Origin of the sequence: Nocardioides sp. CFH 31398 (genome assembly GCF_022436705.1) — a bacterium.
GTDB lineage: Bacteria > Actinomycetota > Actinomycetes > Propionibacteriales > Nocardioidaceae > Nocardioides.
This window is the reverse complement of sequence record NZ_JAKUHT010000005.1, coordinates 154900-171704: the sequence shown is the minus strand read 5'-3', so window position 1 is coordinate 171704 and position 16805 is coordinate 154900. Positions and strand designations below refer to the sequence as shown.

15 protein-coding genes are annotated in these 16805 nt (G+C 73.6%); 6 read left to right on the top strand and 9 right to left on the bottom strand.

Translation table 11 applies throughout. The annotated features are described in order from the left end of the window. The first annotated feature begins 114 nt into the window (after positions 1-114). On the top strand, positions 115-3324 hold the full coding sequence (locus MJ876_RS05435) for a M12 family metallo-peptidase (protein ID WP_240235099.1): 3210 nt from the start codon (positions 115-117) through the stop codon (positions 3322-3324). A 9-nt stretch (positions 3325-3333) separates the two neighbouring features. Here the strand turns inward: MJ876_RS05435 and MJ876_RS05430 are convergent, their stop codons facing one another. The 5 genes from MJ876_RS05430 to typA all read right to left on the bottom strand — a co-directional run bounded on the left by MJ876_RS05430 (position 3334) and on the right by typA (position 8491). Further along, positions 3334-3717 carry a hypothetical protein gene (locus MJ876_RS05430; protein ID WP_240235097.1) on the bottom strand — a complete coding sequence of 128 codons (384 nt, stop codon included), beginning with the start codon at positions 3715-3717 and terminating at the stop codon, positions 3334-3336. 28 nt (positions 3718-3745) lie between these two features. Next, a complete protein-coding gene (locus tag MJ876_RS05425; RefSeq protein WP_240235096.1) occupies positions 3746-4063 on the bottom strand; it encodes a hypothetical protein in 318 nt (105 codons plus the stop codon). A 22-nt stretch (positions 4064-4085) separates the two neighbouring features. Next, complete coding sequence (locus MJ876_RS05420) at positions 4086-5669, bottom strand: fatty acyl-CoA synthetase (protein WP_240235094.1); 1584 nt, start codon at positions 5667-5669, stop codon at positions 4086-4088. Positions 5670-5716: 47 nt separating this feature from the next. Further along, positions 5717-6373, bottom strand: a complete 657-nt coding sequence (locus MJ876_RS05415; protein ID WP_240235093.1) for a hypothetical protein — start codon at positions 6371-6373, stop codon at positions 5717-5719. Positions 6374-6592: 219 nt separating this feature from the next. Further along, entirely contained in the window at positions 6593-8491 is a 1899-nt protein-coding gene (gene typA, locus MJ876_RS05410) for a translational GTPase TypA (RefSeq protein WP_240235091.1), read from the bottom strand. A gap of 101 nt (positions 8492-8592) precedes the next feature. Between typA and MJ876_RS05405 the strand changes: the two genes are divergently transcribed. Together MJ876_RS05405 and MJ876_RS05400 are read left to right on the top strand one after the other, a co-directional pair. Continuing rightward, entirely contained in the window at positions 8593-8886 is a 294-nt protein-coding gene (locus tag MJ876_RS05405) for a Dabb family protein (protein WP_240235089.1), read from the top strand. 41 nt (positions 8887-8927) lie between these two features. Next, the gene (locus MJ876_RS05400; protein ID WP_240235087.1) at positions 8928-10310 is read left to right on the top strand and encodes a protealysin inhibitor emfourin; all 1383 of its coding nucleotides are present in this window, start codon (positions 8928-8930) and stop codon (positions 10308-10310) included. Between the two features lie 15 nt (positions 10311-10325). Here MJ876_RS05400 and MJ876_RS05395 read toward each other — a convergent pair whose 3' ends face one another. Then, positions 10326-11012 carry a hypothetical protein gene (locus tag MJ876_RS05395; RefSeq protein ID WP_240235086.1) on the bottom strand — a complete coding sequence of 229 codons (687 nt, stop codon included), beginning with the start codon at positions 11010-11012 and terminating at the stop codon, positions 10326-10328. Between the two features lie 217 nt (positions 11013-11229). Next, positions 11230-11991: an SDR family oxidoreductase gene (locus MJ876_RS05390; protein ID WP_240235085.1), complete on the bottom strand. Its 762-nt coding sequence runs from the start codon at positions 11989-11991 to the stop codon at positions 11230-11232. A 147-nt stretch (positions 11992-12138) separates the two neighbouring features. Here MJ876_RS05390 and mshA point away from each other — a divergent pair, with 147 nt between their 5' ends. From mshA to MJ876_RS05375, 3 genes are read left to right on the top strand one after another with little or no spacing between them, the layout of a single operon-like run. After that, positions 12139-13401 (top strand): D-inositol-3-phosphate glycosyltransferase, encoded by a 1263-nt coding sequence (mshA, locus tag MJ876_RS05385; RefSeq protein ID WP_240235084.1) that lies wholly within the window; start codon positions 12139-12141, stop codon positions 13399-13401. Positions 13402-13419: 18 nt separating this feature from the next. Next, positions 13420-13965 carry a YbjN domain-containing protein gene (locus tag MJ876_RS05380; protein ID WP_240235082.1) on the top strand — a complete coding sequence of 182 codons (546 nt, stop codon included), beginning with the start codon at positions 13420-13422 and terminating at the stop codon, positions 13963-13965. A gap of 21 nt (positions 13966-13986) precedes the next feature. Continuing rightward, complete coding sequence (locus MJ876_RS05375; protein ID WP_240235081.1) at positions 13987-14646, top strand: maleylpyruvate isomerase N-terminal domain-containing protein; 660 nt, start codon at positions 13987-13989, stop codon at positions 14644-14646. Here the strand turns inward: MJ876_RS05375 and MJ876_RS05370 are convergent. Next, positions 14629-15585: a DMT family transporter gene (locus tag MJ876_RS05370; protein WP_240235079.1), complete on the bottom strand. Its 957-nt coding sequence runs from the start codon at positions 15583-15585 to the stop codon at positions 14629-14631. The genes MJ876_RS05375 and MJ876_RS05370 overlap by 18 nt on opposite strands. A 490-nt stretch (positions 15586-16075) precedes the next feature. Beyond that, a complete protein-coding gene (locus tag MJ876_RS05365) occupies positions 16076-16759 on the bottom strand; it encodes a response regulator transcription factor (RefSeq protein ID WP_240235076.1) in 684 nt (227 codons plus the stop codon). Between the last annotated feature and the right edge of the window lie 46 nt (positions 16760-16805).

Sequence of the window (16805 nt, the reverse complement as noted above, 5' to 3'; positions counted from 1 at the left end):
GGCGGTCACGGTCCGGCCACGATCGGGCTCGAGGGGTGCCATCGCCGTCGGCGCGGGTGGTTAGTGTGCTGACGGTGCACGACCGCCCGGGTCGCGCCCGACCTCGGGAGTCGCATGTCTCGTCTCGCCCAACGTCTCGGCCTGCTCGCCGTCGCCGCCCTCGTGGTGGCCGGTCTGGACCCCGCCGGGGTCGGCGGAGGTGAGGCCTCGGCGGAGGAGTCGCCGTACACCCCGCTGGGCGACTTCGACCTCGGCGACGTGGCCGACCCGCGCGTCGACCCGACGTCCTTCGCGGCGCTCGACGTCGACCTCGGCGACCTGCGTGACGAGCTCTCCGCGGCGCCCCGCGCCCAGGGTCGCGGTGTCGAGGGCGCCGGCCTGAGCGTCGAGGTGCCGACGCCGGCCGGCGGCACCCAGACCTTCTCGGTGCAGCGCACCCAGGTGATGGAGCCGGCGCTGGCCGCGGCGAACCCCGACATCACGACGTACGCCGGTCGCGGCGTCGACGACTCCAGCCTCACCGTGGTGCTCGACGTGACGCCGATGGGCTTCCACGCGGCGGTCCGCTCACCGTCCGCGGGGCGTGCCTGGTTCGTCGACCCCGTGGTCAACGAGCGCGGCACGACCGAGCACCTCGCCTACTACGGCGCGGCCGTCGAGGAGCCCGTGCAGGGCCTCGTCGAGCCCGAGGCGATCCCCACCGAGTTCTCGCCCGGCGAGGCCTCCCGCGCCGCGGGTCGCGACGTCGCCCCGCAGCGCGCCGGCGGTGGGCCGGTCGACCAGCGCGTCTACCGCGTCGCGCTGATGAACGACCCGTCCTACGCGAAGTACTTCGGCACCGAGAACGTCCTGGCCGAGAAGGTCACGCTGATGAACCGCGTGAACCAGGTCTACAACGACGACCTGGCGATCACGATGGTCCTCGTCGAGGACTCCGAGAAGACGAACCTCGACACCCGGGCCAAGGCGATCGGCGCCGACGGCCCCTGCGGCAACGCTCCCTGCTACGAGCCCCCGGCCAACGGGGCCGGCACCGGCGAGCTGGCCGGCTGCGGCGTCGACCTGCTCGCGAAGAACCGCCTCGTCCTCGGTCAGCTCATCGGCGCCGACAACTACGACATCGGCCACATCGTCCTCGGCAAGAACGGTGGCGGCATCGCCTTCCTCGGCGTCGTCGGCGCCGAGCTGAAGGGCGGCGGCTGCACCGGCCTGCCGTTCCCGGAGGGCGACTTCTTCGCGATCGACTACGTGGCGCACGAGATGGGTCACCAGTTCGACGGGCCGCACACCTTCAACGGCACCCAGGGCAACTGCGCGGGAGGCAACCGCACCGCGCGGACGTCGGTCGAGCCGGGCTCCGGCTCCTCCGTGATGGCGTACGCCGGCATCTGCGCCACCGACGACCTGCAGCCCCACACCGACCCGTACTTCTCGCAGGAGACCATCGACAACGTCACGGCGTACACGAGCGGCGCCGTCGACGACCTCGTCGAGGTGCAGACCGTCTCGCTGCGGGGGTTCGAGGAGCCGGGCGACGAGGTCACCCTGGCCTTCCAGGGTCGGACGGCGACCATCGGCCGTGACGACTACAACCGGGCGTCCGTGGACGCGGCGGTCACCGAGCTGACCGGCCGCACGGTCACGATCACGCGGTACGACTACCAGGGCATCGGCGACCCGTCGGAGCTGCCGGGCCCGCTCGACGAGCGCGGGTTCCAGGTCTGGTTCTCGGCGACCGCCCAGCCCGACGACCCGACCGCCGAGCGCGTCGACGTCCCGCAGCTGAGAGTGCCGTCCGCCGCCGAGGGCTTCGTCGGCACCGCGACGCAGGGTGGCCCGCCGGCCAACGGCGGCGACACCGTCAACGCCGGCGTCAACACCGCGCCCCGGGTGGTCGCCCCGCAGGACCGCACGCTGCCGGTGCGGACCCCGTTCGCGCTGACCGCCTCCGGTCGCGACGCCGACGGTGACGACGTCACCTTCCTGTGGGAGCAGAACGACCGCGGTGGCCCGACCGGGACGGCGCTGATCAGCAACACCAAGACGAACGGCCCGCTGTTCCGGGTGTTCGGCCGCGCGGCGGACGTCTCGCTCGAGGACTCCCTCGAGACGCCGTCACCGGGGCAGAACATCGCCGACGGCTCCCCGACGCGGGTCTTCCCCGACATGCGTCAGGTCCTCGCCGGCAACACGAACGCCGCCACCGGCTCCTGCCCGACGCCGGGCGCCGACGGCGAGGTGAGCGACCGGGTCCGGGAGTGCTTCTCGGAGTTCCTCCCGACCGCCGCGTACCTCGGCGGAGCGGAGGGCCCGACCGGGGCGATGAACTTCCGCGTCACCGCCCGGGACGGCTTCGCCGGGGGTGGTGGCACCGCTCACGACGACGTCCGACTGACCCTGGACCGCACCGCCGGGCCCTTCGAGGTCACCTCGCAGCCCGCGGGCTCGACGCTGCGCAGCGGCGAGGGCCGCCTGGTCACCTGGGCGGTCAACGGCACCGAGGACCTCGCGGCACAGGTCCGCATCACGATGTCGACCGACGGCGGTGAGACCTTCCCGATCACGCTGGCGCAGTCCACCGCGAACGACGGGCGGGCGCGCGTGAGCGTGCCCGCGGAGCCGACCGACGAGGCGCGGATCAAGGTCGAGGCGGTCCGCAACTACTTCTTCGCGGTCAACGGCGGCGACGTCACGATCGACGCCGGACCGGAGGCGCCCGACACGACCATCACCAAGGGCCCGCCGGCCGGCGGGTTCCGCCTGGCGCCCCAGGGCCGGATCCGGTTCGAGTCCAGCCAGCCCGGGTCGACGTACCGGTGCACCCTGGACGGCGAGGCGGTCGACTGCAACGGCACCGAGGGTTACGTCTTCCGCGGCCTGGTGGCCGGCACCCACGAGTTCACCGTCACCGCGGTGGACTCGGAGGGCAACGCCGACCCGAGCCCCGCCGTGCTGCGGTGGGGGACGCCGTACCCGGCGCGGTCGCTGACCAGGGCCGGCGGCTGGACGCGGGTCTCCGACGACGACGCCTACCGCGGCGCGTTCCTGCGCACCCGGAACCAGGGCGCGACGCTGACGCGCCGGGCCTCCGGTGTGCAGCGCGTCGGACTCGTCGTGGGGAGGGCCGCGAACGCGGGGCGGGTCGCCGTGCTCGTCGGCGGTCAGCGGGTGGCGACCCGGAACCTCGCGGCGGACGGCACGCAGGAGCGGGTCCTGCTGACCCTGCCCCGGCTGGACGGCGTCCGCTCGGGGGCGGTCACGGTCAGGACGCTGGACGGCGGCAAGCCCGTCCGGGTCGAGGGCCTCGGCATCCTGAAGCGCTGAGAGCGGGTCCTACCTCCACTCGATGTTGCTGGGCAGCTGCCGGAAGGTGGTGCCGGTCGGACCCTCGACCGGCGCCTCCTTCCGCGGTCCGCGACCCATGACGACGGCGGCGACCACGAGGGCGAGGCCGACCACCGTCAGGAACTGCATCAGGAGCTGGGCGGGCGGGGAGTAGAAGAACTCGACCGACTCCAGCCCCGCGGTGGACGACTGGATCGCCAGGTTCGCCACCGCGAACCACAGCGTGGGAACCAGCGACACCACCGCCCCGGACAGGGCGACCACCGCCCAGCGCTGCCCCAGGCGCGTCAGGGCGAACCCGGCGAGCCCCAGGAACGCGAGGACCTGGAGCCCGGAGGCGACGAGGAACGAGTACTGGCCGACGGCGTCCATGGGCGCATCCTGCCCCGCGGCCCACCGCCTAATCCCGGTAGCGCGGACGACCCAGCGTCACCGCAGCGACCAGCAGGACCATGCCGACGGTGAACCCGGTGTCACGGGCGATGTCTCCCCACGGCGTCGCGAGTGCGCGCAGGAACCGGAAGTCCCCGGTGAGCTCGGCCAGCCCGGCGGCGACGAGGTACGCCGCCTCGACCAGCAGGCACAGCACGCCGCCCACCCCGCCGGCCAGGGCCCAGGCGCCGCGGCGCCGTCGTAGGCAGAACACGACGAGGAAGCCGAGCGCGAGGAGCTGCACGACGGTGGTCGCGGCGAAGACCTTCTCCGACGCCTGCTCCACCCCCCGACCCTAGGGGTCGGACTCAGCCGTCCGTGGCGATGTCCGCGTGCTCGTCGCGCAGCTGTCGCTTGAGGATCTTGCCGGACGGGTTCTTCGGCAGGGAGTCGGCGACCACGACGTACTTCGGCGCCTTGTAGCCGGCGAGCACCGAGCGGGCGTGGGCGCCGACGTCCTCGGGGGTGACCTCTGCCCCGGCCTTCGGGACGACGACCGCGGTGACCGCCTCGACCCAGCGGGGGTGGGCGACCCCGAAGACCGCCACCTCAGCGACGCCCTCGAGCTCGTAGATCGCCTCCTCGACCTCGCGGGAGGCCACGTTCTCGCCGCCGGTCTTGATCATGTCCTTCTTGCGGTCGACGACGTACAACCGGCCGCCCTCGTCGAGGTAGCCGAGGTCGCCGGAGTGGAACCAGCCGCCGGCGAACGCCTCCGCGGTCTTCACCTCGTCGCGGTAGTAGCCGAGGGTGGCGTGCGGGGAGCGGTGGACGATCTCCCCGACCTCGCCCTGCGGCACGTCGACGCCGTCGTCGTCCACGATGCGGGTCTCGACGTTGAGTGCCGGGCGGCCCGCGGAGCCGGCGTGGGACAGCTGCTCGTCGGGACCGAGGAAGGTGGCGAGCGGCGACATCTCGGTCTGGCCGTACAGGTTGAACAGCCGGACGTCGGGCAGCCGCGACGACATCTCCTTGCGGATCTCGACGGGCATCGGCGAGGCGCCGTAGTACCCCTTCTGCAGCGACGACAGGTCGGTGGACCCGAAGGCCGGGCAGCGCAGCAGCGAGATCCAGACGGTGGGCGGCGCGAAGAACTTCGTGACCCGGTGCTCCGCGATCGCGGCGAGCACCTTCTCCGGCTCCGGGGCGGGCAGCACGATGCTGGTCGCGCCCATCCAGATGTCGGGTCCGAGGAACACGTCGAGCTGGGCGCAGTGGTAGAGCGGCAGGGTGTGCAGCTCGACGTCGTCGGGGGAGTAGTCGGCCTCGAGCGCGCACGAGACGTACTGCCACATCAGGGCCCGGCTGGTCATCACCGCGCCCTTGGGGCGTGACTCGGTGCCGGAGGTGTACATCAGCCGCACCGGGTCTTCGTCGGCCATCGCGACGGGCTCGGGCGCACCCTCGTGGTCGAACCAGGCCTGCGCGTCGAGCCAGCGGCCCTGCTCCCCGCCGATGGCCGCGAGCAGGGTCGGGGACGCCGTCTCCTGTCGCTCCATCGCGGCCTCCGCGACCGCGACGTGCTCGGCGTCGCAGACGAGCGCGCGGGCCTCGGAGTGGTCGAGGATGAACGCGACCTCGGCGGGGCCGAGCATGAAGTTGAGCGGCACGAGGACGACGCCCGCGCGGGCGCAGGCGAAGTTCAGGACGACGTACGCCCACGAGTTGCGGGCCAGCAGTGCCAACCGGTCGCCCTTCGCGAGGCCCGCGGCCTGCAGCGCGGCGGCCGTGCGGTCGATGCAGGCGTCGAGGTCGGCGTACGTCAGCGAGACGCCGTGGGCGGGGTCGACGACGGCCGTCTTCCCCGGCGTACGACGGGCCGAGCGGCGGGGCAGGTCGCCGAGCGCGTGCTGCCGGGCCAGGGCGACGGTGGGCGGCGGGACGTGGTCCATGTCACAGGAACCTAACCGGCCCGTGGCCCCAGGCCCAGTGGCCCGGCTCAGGCCGTGCGGCGGACCCGCTCGGCCAGGCGCAGCGCCGCGTGCCGCACGATGAGCGCCTCCTTCGGGTCGCGGGCGGCGACCTCCGGCACGGTGCCGCTCAGCAGGGCGACGGGTCGGGTGAGCCAGGCCCACGCCGTCCACGGGTCCATCCGGGCCGTCAGGAGCGGCTCGATCACGGGCCCGAGCTCGGCGCGCAGCTGCCCGGTGTCGTCCAGCTGGAAGGCCGGCACGATGGACTGCGAGCGGTGCGGCACCACCAGCAGCGCACCCCGGTTGGCGGCCTGGTGGACGGCGAAGCGGGTCGCGTCCTCCGACGTGCCCCGCAGCTCGCCCAGCGAGGCGTAGGTGTGCCAGCCGTCGGCGAGCAGCTGCTCGCGCACCTCGGCCCGGCGCCGCAGCTGCACGAGCGCGACCGGGACGGCGTGCCCCGGGTCGTCACCCTCCTGGTGGAGCAGCGCGTCGAGCTCGGCCAGCTGCGCGTCGGTCAGCGGCTCGCCGGTGCCCGGGTCGGTCCACCGCGCCCGCCCGTCGTCACCGCGCGTGTACGTCGGCAGGCCGGCCTCGCCCAGCTGCTCGGCCAGCCCCAGCCCCTCCAGCCAGTGGGCGAGCCGTTCCGCCCGGTCGGCGGCGTCCGTGTCGGGTGCCTCGGCCATGCCCCGCAACCTAGCGCGGGGACCGCGGACGGGGCTCGGGTCGGGCGGGCTGCGATGGCCAGGCCCGGCTGGCGAACCGGTCGGCGAATCCCCACGGTAAGCAGCGGCTTTGTCACTCCTCACGACGAATTCGCCGTGAGAAGTGACAAGACACCGACCTACCGTGGGGATTCGCCCAGGAGGTGATCCGCCCGGGCCCCGAGCAGGGACGCGGACGGACTACCTGTTGGCCTTGCGGGCCCGGGAGGCGGTCTTCGCGCGGGCGTTCGCGTCGAGCTCGACCTTGCGGATGCGGTTGGCGTCGGGGGTGACCTCGACGCACTCGTCCTCGCGGCAGAACTCCAGGCACTGCTCCAGCGACAGCTTCTTCGGCGGGATCAGCTTCTCGAAGTTGTCGGAGGTGGCGGACCGGATGTTGGTCTGCTGCTTCTCCTTGGTGATGTTGACGTCCATGTCGTCGGCGCGGGAGTTCTCGCCGACGATCATGCCCTCGTAGACCTCGGTCGCGGGGTCGACGAACAGCACGCCGCGCTCCTGCAGCGACGTCATGGCGTACGCCGTCGCGGCGCCCTTCCGGTCGGCCACCAGGGAGCCGGAGTTGCGGGAGCGGATCTCGCCCGCCCACGGCTCGTAGCCCTCGGAGATGTGGTGGGCGATGCCGGTGCCGCGGGTCTCGGTGAGGAACTCGGTGCGGAAGCCGATCAGGCCGCGGGCGGGGACGATGAACTCCATCCGCACCCAGCCGGTGCCGTGGTTGGTCATCTGCTCCATGCGGCCCTTCCGGGCGGCGAGGAGCTCGGTGACGGTGCCGAGGTGCTCCTCGGGGGCGTCGATGGTGAGGCGCTCGAACGGCTCGTGGACCTTGCCGTCGACCTCCTTCGTGACCACCTGCGGCTTGCCGACGGTCATCTCGAAGCCCTCGCGGCGCATCTGCTCCACCAGGATCGCCAGCGCCAGCTCACCGCGGCCCTGGACCTCCCACGCGTCGGGACGGTCGGTCGGCAGCACCCGCAGGCTCACGTTGCCGACGAGCTCGGAGTCGAGGCGGTCCTTCACGAGGCGGGCGGTGACCTTGCTGCCCTTGACCCGGCCGACCAGCGGCGAGGTGTTGGTGCCGATCGTCATCGAGATGGCCGGCTCGTCGACGTGGATCAGCGGCAGCGCGACCGGGTTCTCCGGGTCGGCCAGCGTCTCGCCGATCGTGATGTCGGGGATGCCCGCGACCGCGCAGATGTCGCCGGGGCCGGCCTTCTCGCCGGGCTTGCGCTCCAGGCCCTCGGTGACGAGGAGCTCGGTGATGCGGAGGTTCTTGGTGGTGCCGTCGCGGCGCATCCACGCCACCTGCTGGCCCTTGCGCAGCTCGCCCTGCTTGATCCGCAGCAGCGCGAGGCGCCCCAGGAACGGGGACGCGTCGAGGTTCGTGACGTGCGCCTGCAGCGGCGCGCCCTCGTCGTACGTCGGGGCGGGGATGGTCTCGAGGATGGTGCGGAACAACGGCTCGAGGTCGGGGGAGTCCGGCAGGCCGCCGTCCTCGGGCTGGTCGGTCGACGCGCGGCCCGCGCGGGCGGAGGCGTAGACGACCGGGAAGTCGAGGGCGTCCTGGGAGTGGGTGTCGTCGAGGAGGTCGAGGAACAGCTCGTAGGTCTCGTCGACGACCTCGGCGATGCGGGAGTCGGAGCGGTCGACCTTGTTGACGACGAGGACGACGGGCATGTCGGCGTTCAGCGCCTTGCGCAGCACGAAGCGCGTCTGGGGCAGCGGGCCCTCGCTGGCGTCGACGAGCAGGACGATGCCGTCGACCATCGACAGGCCGCGCTCGACCTCGCCGCCGAAGTCGGCGTGGCCCGGGGTGTCGATGATGTTGATGGTCATCTCGCCGTCGGCGAGCTCCTTCGCCGACGGACCGGTGTAGTGGACCGCGGTGTTCTTCGCGAGGATCGTGATCCCCTTCTCGCGCTCGAGGTCGCCGGAGTCCATGACCCGCTCGGCGACGCTCTCGGCCTGGTGCGCGGTGAAGGCGCCGGCCTGCTTGAGCATGGCGTCGACCAGCGTCGTCTTGCCGTGGTCGACGTGGGCCACGATCGCGACGTTGCGCAGGTCGGGGCGGGTGGTGCTCATCCGGGTCGTTCTCCTTCGAAAGGTGCGAGGACCCGTCCGGGCCCCGTCCACCCTAGGTCGCCGACCCCGCCGGGCCCCATTCGAGAGGGGAGGATGGGGCTGTGATCCGCAACGTGGTGGTGGGCGTGGTGAAGGACGGGGTGCCGTCGGAGCAGGTGGAGGTGGCGCTGCAGGCGCTGCGCGACCTCACGCTGGACGGCGAGCCGCTCGGCATCGTCGCCGGCCGTGACCTGGGCCTGCGGGAGGGCAACGCGTCGTACTCGCTGACCGTCGACTTCGCCGACGAGGACGCCTACCGCCGCTACGACCTCGACGAGGAGCACAACCGGATCCGCCGCGAGCTCTTCGCGCCGATCTCGAGCGAGATCCGGCGCATCCAGTTCCGCCTGCCCTGAGGGGACCTCGACACTGTCGGTGCTCGGCGGGATGGTGGGGCATGGCCACCGACGACACCCAGGACCGCCCCCACGTCTGCTCCTTCGTCCCGCCGCAGCTCCTGCGGCGGCTCGCCGCCAACCGGCCCGAGACCTCGGCGCTCCTCGAGGCCGCGCTGGTGGTCGACGACCGCATCCGGACGAGACGCCGCGAGACGCCCGTCGGGGACGCCGTGCAGACCGCCCTGCGCCTGGCGCCCGGCGCGGCGTGGACGGTCCACGACGCCCGCAACGGCACCGAGCTGCCCGGGCGGGCCGTCCGCCGCGCGGGCGAGCCGGCGACCGGTGACGACGCCGTCGACGAGGCCGCCCGCGGGCTCGAGCAGAGCCTCGACCTCTTCCGCACCGCCTACGCACGGGACTCCTTCGACGGGCGGGGCGCACCCGTGGTGGCGACCGTCCACTACGGCGAGGACTACGTGAACGCCTTCTGGGACGGAACCCAGCTCGTGTTCGGCGACGGCGACGGCGAGGTGTTCGCCCGGTTCACCCGCTCGCTCGACGTCGTGGCCCACGAGTTCTCCCACGCGGTCGTGCAGTACACCGCCGACCTCGTGTACGCCGACCAGCCGGGCGCGCTGAACGAGTCCGTCTGCGACGTGTTCGCCGCCTGCCTGGACCAGCGCGAGCGTGGCGAGACCGCTGAGCAGGCCGACTGGCTGATCGGTCGCGACCTCTTCCTGCCGGGTGTGCAGGCGCGGGCGCTGCGCGACATGGCGCGGCCGGGCACGGCGTACGACGACCCGGCGCTGGGCCGGGACCCGCAGGTCGGGCACATGGACGACTTCGTCGTCACGCAGGACGACAACGGTGGCGTCCACCTCAACTCCGGCATCCCGAACCGCGCCTTCCACCTCGCCGCCACCGCGATCGGTGGGTCGAGCGCCGAGGGCGCCGGGGCGATCTGGTACGCCGCGCTGACCGGCAGCGGCGTGGGTCCGCGCACCGACTTCGCCGGGTTCGCCGCGGCCACCGTCGCGGCGGCGGGGCGCCACGAGGACGCCGTCCGCGAGGCGTGGCGCCAGGTCGGTGTGGCCCCGGGCGGCGACGGGCCGCGCGGTGGCGGGGGGCAGCGGCCGCGGGGCGCCCTGACGGTGACCCGCTCCGGCGGCTTCGCGGGCATGGTCGAGCAGGGCGAGCTCGACCTCGGCGCGGGCGACGATCCACGCGTCGAGGAGGTCCGCGCCCTCTGGGACCGCGTCGACCTCGCCGCCGCGCAGGCCCAGGCGCCGGCGAGCGCGGTGCCGGACGGCTTCGTCTACGCCTTCACCGACCCGACCGGCCAGCGGGTCGAGCTGCCCGAGCAGGCGCTCACCGACGACCTGCGCAGCCTCGCCGGGTTGATCCTCCCGGGCCGCCACCGTGACGGCGGCGGCCCGGTCTGAGATCGTCGGGGCCGGTCAGAGCGCGCCGTAGGAGCAGGTCAGCGTGCCCGCGGCGTCCTTGCTGCACGTCGGCTCGTCGTAGGTGCCGGCGCCCTCCGCGGCGTTCGGGGCGTTCCGGGCGGTGTACTTCACGTTCAGCCGCGGCGCGGTGCGGGTGCGGTCCGTGGCACGGCGGGAGATGCCGAAGGCCTGGAAGTCCGCCCGGTCGCCGGCTCGCAGCCACTCCGTCGTGAGCGTGACGACCAGCTCTCCGTCGCGGCCGAGGCTGCCGCCCCACCCGGCGCCAGCCGGCTCGATGCGTCGGGGTCGGTCACCGGCCAGGGACACCACCCGGGGCGAGCGCGAGCTGTTGTACGTCGTCACGGCGTAGTCCTGGCGGCCCGGGCCGTCGATGAAGGTCTTGACCTGCTGGGTCGGGGCGCCGTTCAGGAAGGTCGCGCCCACCCGCCGCAGCGCGGTGTCGATGGTCAGGGTGCGCCGGTTCCGCGGCAGCGGCATCGTGTAGTCGACCCGCCGCACGTCGGCCCGCGAGCGGCGGTTCGGGTCGGTGCCCGTCGTGTCGTAGAGCGGGTCGGTGACGGTCGCGCTGGTGCGCGGCGGCGGTGCGTCCGCCGGCGCCGCGACCGCTGGGGTCGCGGCGCCGAGCAGCGCGCCGAGCAGGGTGGGGACGACGAGGGTGGCGAGGCCGAGGGTGGTCTTCATATCCCCATGACGCGGCCCGACCTCGTTCGGTTGCCCCGAGGCCCAGCCGCCGTTCGTCGAGGCGCAGCGGGTGCGGCTGTCGTCCAGCGTCGAGCAGTCCTGGGCGCCGCGGGTCTCGCGGTGGCGTCCGGTGGGCCCCGGGTAGCGCGAGCTGAGCCGCACGACCCCGGTACGCGGGTCGGCAGGGATCGGTCGCCCCGGTCGAGCCCGCCCCGACTCAGTCGCTCTCGCGGAACACCTTGTGCTGGGCGGCCTGGGCGCGCGGGCGGATGACCAGCTCGTCGACGTTCACGTGGGCGGGTCGGGTGACCATCCACGTGATGGCCTCGGCGACGTCGTCCGCGACGAGCGGCTCCTTCACCCCGGCGTAGACGGCGTCGGCCTTGTCCTGGTCGCCGCCGAACCGCACGAGGGAGAACTCGTCGGTCTGCACCATGCCGGGGGCGATCTCGGTGACGCGGACCGGCTGGTCCCACAGCTCGAGCCGCAGCGTCTCGGTGACCACCTGGGTGCCGTGCTTGGCGGCGGTGTAGCCGGCGCCGCCCTCGTAGGCGATGCGTCCGGCGGTCGAGCCGACGTTGCAGATGATGCCGGCGCCGGACGCCTTGAGGGCCGGGAGGAGCGCCTTCGTGACCTGCATCAGCCCGATGACGTTGACCTCGTACATCGCCCGCCACTGCTCGGCGTCCGCCTCGGCGACCGGGGTCGACCCGAAGGCGCCGCCGGCGTTGTTGACCAGGACGTCGAGCGAGCCCCCCACCTGCTCGGCCAGGGCTGCGACCTGCCCGGCGTCCGTGACATCGCAGGTCACCGCGGTGCCGTCGATCTCGGAGGCGAGGTCGGCGATGCGGTCGGCGCGCCGGGCGGCGCAGAACACGTGGAAGCCGGCGGCCGCGAGGTGACGGGCCGTGGCGGCACCGATCCCGCTGCTGGCACCCGTGACGACGGCCTGGGGACGCGAGGACGAGGATGTGGTCATGGCCCGATTCTGCCTCGGGCGTGCTCGGCGGGAATCCTGGGCACGAGGGGGAGGTTGTGCCAGGTCGGGCCTCGAGCCCCTGCAGCACTTCAGCGGAAGCACGGTGGAGACGGAGGTCGGATGCGGTCGCAGCCGAGGCGCGTGGCCATGATCAGCCTGCACACCTCGCCGCTCGACCAGCCGGGCACGGGCGACGCGGGCGGCATGAACGTCTACGTGATCGAGCTGGCCCGGCGCCTGGCCGCGCGCGGCACCGAGGTCGACGTCTTCACCCGCGCCACCTCCTCCCGCTTGCCCGCGGTCGTCGACTGCGGGGACGGCGTCCGCGTGCGCCACGTGGTGGCCGGGCCCTTCCAGGGCCTGGACAAGACCGAGCTGCCGGCGCAGCTGTGCACGTTCGCCCGCGAGGTGCTGCGCGCCGAGGCCGCGGAGGAGGTGGGCCACTACGACGTCGTCCACAGCCACTACTGGCTGTCCGGCCAGGTCGGGGCGCTCGCCCGGGACCGCTGGCGGGTGCCGCTCGTCCACTCCATGCACACCATGGCGAAGGTCAAGAACGCCGCCCTGGCGGCCGGTGACGTGCCCGAGCCCGCCGCACGGGTGCTGGGCGAGGAGCAGGTCGTGGCCGCCGCCGACATGCTCGTCGCGAACACCGACCAGGAGGCCAAGCAGCTCATCGAGTGCTACGACGCCGACCCCGGACGGGTCGAGGTCGTCCACCCCGGGGTCGACCTCGGGGTGTTCCGCCCCACGGGCCGCGGTCCGGCGCGCGAGGCGCTGGGGCTCCCGCAAGACGCCCACGTGGTGCTCTTCGCCGGGCGGATCCAGGCACTGAAGGGGCCCGAGGTCCTGCTGCGGGCGGTCGCCCGGCTCCTCGCCGACTCGCCGGAGCTCGCCGACCGGATGGTCGTCCCCGTCGTCGGGGGGCCCTCCGGCTCGGGCCTGGAGAAGCCCGAGGCCCTCGGGCGGCTGGCGGACGAGCTCGGCCTGTCGGACGTCGTGCGCTTCGTGCCGCCGATGGCGCAGAGCGACCTCGCCCGCTGGTACGCCGCGGCCACGCTGGTCGCGGTGCCGTCGTACAACGAGTCCTTCGGCCTGGTGGCCGTCGAGGCGCAGGCGAGCGGGACGCCCGTGGTCGCCGCGGCCGTCGGCGGGCTCACCACCGCCGTCTCGCACGAGCGCAGCGGCCTGCTGGTCGAGGGTCACGACGTCGACGACTGGGCCGCGGCGATCCGGCGGGTCCTCGTGGAGGAGGGACTGCGTGAGCGGCTGGCCGCCGGCGCGGTGCGCTGGACGGCGGGGTTCGGGTGGGAGCAGACCGCCGAGCGGACCCTCGAGGTGTACGCCCGCGCCGCACAGCTGCGCCGCCGCGAGCTTGAGCCGGGCCCGGCCACGCTGGTCGGCCGATGAACGGCTGGTGAGCGGCCGATGAGCGACATCGACGGCGAGATCACCGGCGACCTCCCCGACGAGGCCGCGGTGGCCGCCGTACGGCAGTGGCTGGCGGACAACGAGGTCGAGCACACCGAGCTCCGGCCCGGCGTCTTCTCGATCACCCTGCCGGGCGAGAAGAAGCTGCAGACGCCCGTGCGCCTCGACGTCGGCACGCACGCGCTCGGCGTCCACGCCTTCGTGTGCCGCAACCCCGACGAGAACCACGAGCGGGTCTACCGCTGGCTGCTGGAGCGCAACCTCAAGACGTACGGCGTCGGGTTCGCGGTCGATCGCACCGGCGACATCTACCTCGACGGCAGGCTGCCGCTGCTGGCCACGGCACCGGAGGAGCTCGACACGCTGCTCGGCTCCGTCCTCGCCTGGGCCGACGAGTCGTTCAACTCCATCCTGGAGCTCGGGTTCGCCACCTCGATCCGCAAGGAGTGGGAGTGGCGACGACTGCGCGGCGAGCCGACGCACAACCTTGAGGCGTTCCGGGGCTGGCTGGAGGCCGGCGACGACCCGGACCCCCAGCCGTGAGCCAGCAGCCGTGAGGCGGCCGTGAGCCCCGGCGTCCTCGTCGCGTCGTACGACGCGCTGAGCGGGGTCCTCGACGGCCTCGTGGACGCCGACTGGGAGCGGCCCACGCGCGCGGAGGGCTGGTCGGTCCGGGACCTGACCTTCCACCTGCTGCTCGACGCCCAGCGAGCCCTGGTCACGCTGGCCAGCCCGGGGGAGCGGGCCCCCGACCGCGACCGCTTCGACTACTGGCGCGACTTCCACCCCGAGCAGGGGGACGGCGGTGCCGGGCACGCGGCGCTGGTGCGGCGGGTGGCGGCGGCGTACGGCGAGCGGGCGCTCCTCGCGCTGTGGCGCGACACGGCGCCCGCCGCGTCGCACGCGGTGACCCTGGCGGACCAGGCCGACCTCGTCGCCACCCAGGGCCACGTGCTCACCGTCGCCGACCTGGCCTCGACGCTCGTCGTCGAGGCGACGGTGCACCACCTCGACCTCGTGGTCGACCTGCCGGACGCCCCCGGCCCGCCCGTGGAGGGCCTGGCCGAGACGCGGCGGGTCCTCGACGTCCTGCGCGGGGTCCGCTTCCCCGAGGCCTGGGGTGACGAGCGGGTCGCGCTGCTCGGCACCGGTCGGGTGCGGCCCGACGCCGCCGAGGGGGAGGCGCTGGGCGACGCCGGCCGCCCGCTACCCCTCCTGGGTTGAGGGACGCGGGCGCCGCCGCGTCAGCAGCACCCCGGCGATGCACAGCGCCCCACCGACGAACGCCAGGGGCGGGGGCACCTCGCCGAGCGTCAGCCACGCCATCAGCGCCGTGAGGAACGGGACGAGGAAGGTGAGCATCGCGAACCCGCCCGCGTCGGCCGAGGAGAGGGCGTAGGCCCAGGTCGTGAAGGCGAGCGCGGACGGCACCAGCCCGAGGTAGAACCACCAGCCGAGGTCGACCGCGGAGGTGCTGCCGACGACGTCCACCGTCTCGAGGGTCCAGGGCAGGCAGGCGACGGTGCCGGCGACGTAGAACCAGAACGTCACCTCGAGCGCGCCCAGGTCGGCGAGCAGCTTCTTCTGGGTGAGCACACCCACGGCGAACCCGAGGGCGGCGACGAGGACGAGCAGCACGCCGACGAGGTCGCCGCTCGGGCCCGCCGAGGAGGCCTGGGCGATGAGGACGACGCCCGCGAAGCCCACGGCCAGCCCCGCCACCAGCCAGCGGGTGAGGCGCTCCCCGAGCAGGGTGGTCGCGAGCAGCGCCACGATGAGCGGACCGACCTGGACGACGAGGGCGGCCGTCCCGGCGTCCACCCGCTGCTCCCCGGCGTTGAGGGCGACGTTGTAGACGCCGATCCAGGACACCCCGCCGAGGGCCAGCAGCCCCCAGGTGCGACGCGGGGGCACGCGGATCCGCCGGCGCTGGAGGAGCAGCAGGACCCCGAGCGCGACGGTGGCGACCACGAGCCGGCCCAGGGCCAGCGAGCCCGGCGGCACCGTCTCGCCGAGGTGCCGGATCCCGACGAACGCCGAGGCCCACGCGAGCAGCGTGAACGCCACCGCGGCCAGCGGCAGCCAGGCCGTCGCGGGTCGTCGTCCGGGGGTCAGGACCTCCTCGGGAGGCAGGCCGGGCTCGGCCGGGGGAACCGTGGTCACGCCACGACGCTAGGACCCCCGGCGGCGCCCCGTCGCGCGGGTTCCGGACGTCGTACGTCGAGATGCTGCCGTGGCGTCGAGTCGGCACGTCTGCGCAGCTGTACGGCGTCGAGTCGGCACGTCTGCGCAGCCGTACGGGGTCGAGTCGGCACGGCCCGTGTCGCGAGGACCCCGCTCGTCCACCGCTTCCGCCCGCCGACGGTGCGCAGACGTGCCGACTCGACGTCCTCAGGCTGGGGCGGTGGTACGACGCCCGGTGCTGGGCGCACGTCGGCCCACCGAGATCTCGACCCGCGGTCGCGACCTCGTCCCTCGGTCGCGCGCTCGCTCGATCCCCGACGCGTCACGGCCTCGCAGGCTCGGCCGTGGCGTCGGGGCTGCGCTGGGCGTGGGTGGGGCAGCCCCCCCGCCCCACCCACGCGGGGGGGGGCACCACCCCACGGGTTGACACGTGTGACTCCCAGCGACCTCGTCCCTCAGTCGCGGGGAGTCACACGTCCAGCTTGTAGCCCAGCCCGCGCACCGTGACGAGGAACGAGGGGTCGCCGGGGTCCTTCTCGAGCTTGGCGCGCAGGCGCTTCACGTGGACGTCGAGGGTCTTGGTGTCGCCCACGTAGTCCGAGCCCCAGACGCGGTCGATGAGCTGCCCGCGGGTCAGCACGCGGCCGGGGTTGCGCAGGAACATCTCGAGCAGCTCGAACTCCTTCAGCGGGAGCCGCTGCTCGGTGCCGTCGACGGTGACGACGTGGCGCTCGACGTCCATGCGGACCGACCCCGCCTCGAGGGTGGGGCTGGCGACGTCGCCGCCGCTGTCGTGGCCACGACGGAGGACCGCGCGGATGCGGGCGACCAGCTCGCGGGGGGAGTAGGGCTTGGTGACGTAGTCGTCGGCGCCGAGCTCGAGGCCCACCACCTTGTCGACCTCGTCGTCCTTCGCGCTGACCATGATCACCGGGACGCTGGAGGTCTGGCGGATGCGGCGGCAGACCTCGGTGCCCGGGATGCCCGGGAGCATGAGGTCGAGCAGCACGATGTCCGCGCCGTTGCGGTCGAACTCGGTGAGCGCGTCGTCGCCGGTCGCGGCGATGGCGACCTCGTACCCCTCCTTGCGGAGCATGTAGGCCAGCGCGTCGCTGTAGCTCTCCTCGTCCTCGACGACGAGCACCTTGGTCACGGGGGTCCCTCTCTTGCTGCGGCTCTGCTGCGGCTCGGCGGCACGT

Excerpts from the sequence above, each read along its gene's own strand:
- MJ876_RS05435 (WP_240235099.1), top strand. The coding sequence starts at position 115 with ATGTCTCGTCTCGCCCAACGTCTCGGCCTGCTCGCCGTCGCCGCCCTC.
- MJ876_RS05430 (WP_240235097.1), bottom strand. The coding sequence starts at position 3,717 with ATGGACGCCGTCGGCCAGTACTCGTTCCTCGTCGCCTCCGGGCTCCAG.
- MJ876_RS05420 (WP_240235094.1), bottom strand. The coding sequence starts at position 5,669 with ATGGACCACGTCCCGCCGCCCACCGTCGCCCTGGCCCGGCAGCACGCG.
- MJ876_RS05415 (WP_240235093.1), bottom strand. The coding sequence starts at position 6,373 with ATGGCCGAGGCACCCGACACGGACGCCGCCGACCGGGCGGAACGGCTC.
- typA (WP_240235091.1), bottom strand. The coding sequence starts at position 8,491 with ATGAGCACCACCCGCCCCGACCTGCGCAACGTCGCGATCGTGGCCCAC.
- MJ876_RS05400 (WP_240235087.1), top strand. The coding sequence starts at position 8,928 with ATGGCCACCGACGACACCCAGGACCGCCCCCACGTCTGCTCCTTCGTC.
- MJ876_RS05395 (WP_240235086.1), bottom strand. The coding sequence starts at position 11,012 with ATGAAGACCACCCTCGGCCTCGCCACCCTCGTCGTCCCCACCCTGCTC.
- MJ876_RS05390 (WP_240235085.1), bottom strand. The coding sequence starts at position 11,991 with ATGACCACATCCTCGTCCTCGCGTCCCCAGGCCGTCGTCACGGGTGCC.
- mshA (WP_240235084.1), top strand. The coding sequence starts at position 12,139 with ATGATCAGCCTGCACACCTCGCCGCTCGACCAGCCGGGCACGGGCGAC.
- MJ876_RS05380 (WP_240235082.1), top strand. The coding sequence starts at position 13,420 with ATGAGCGACATCGACGGCGAGATCACCGGCGACCTCCCCGACGAGGCC.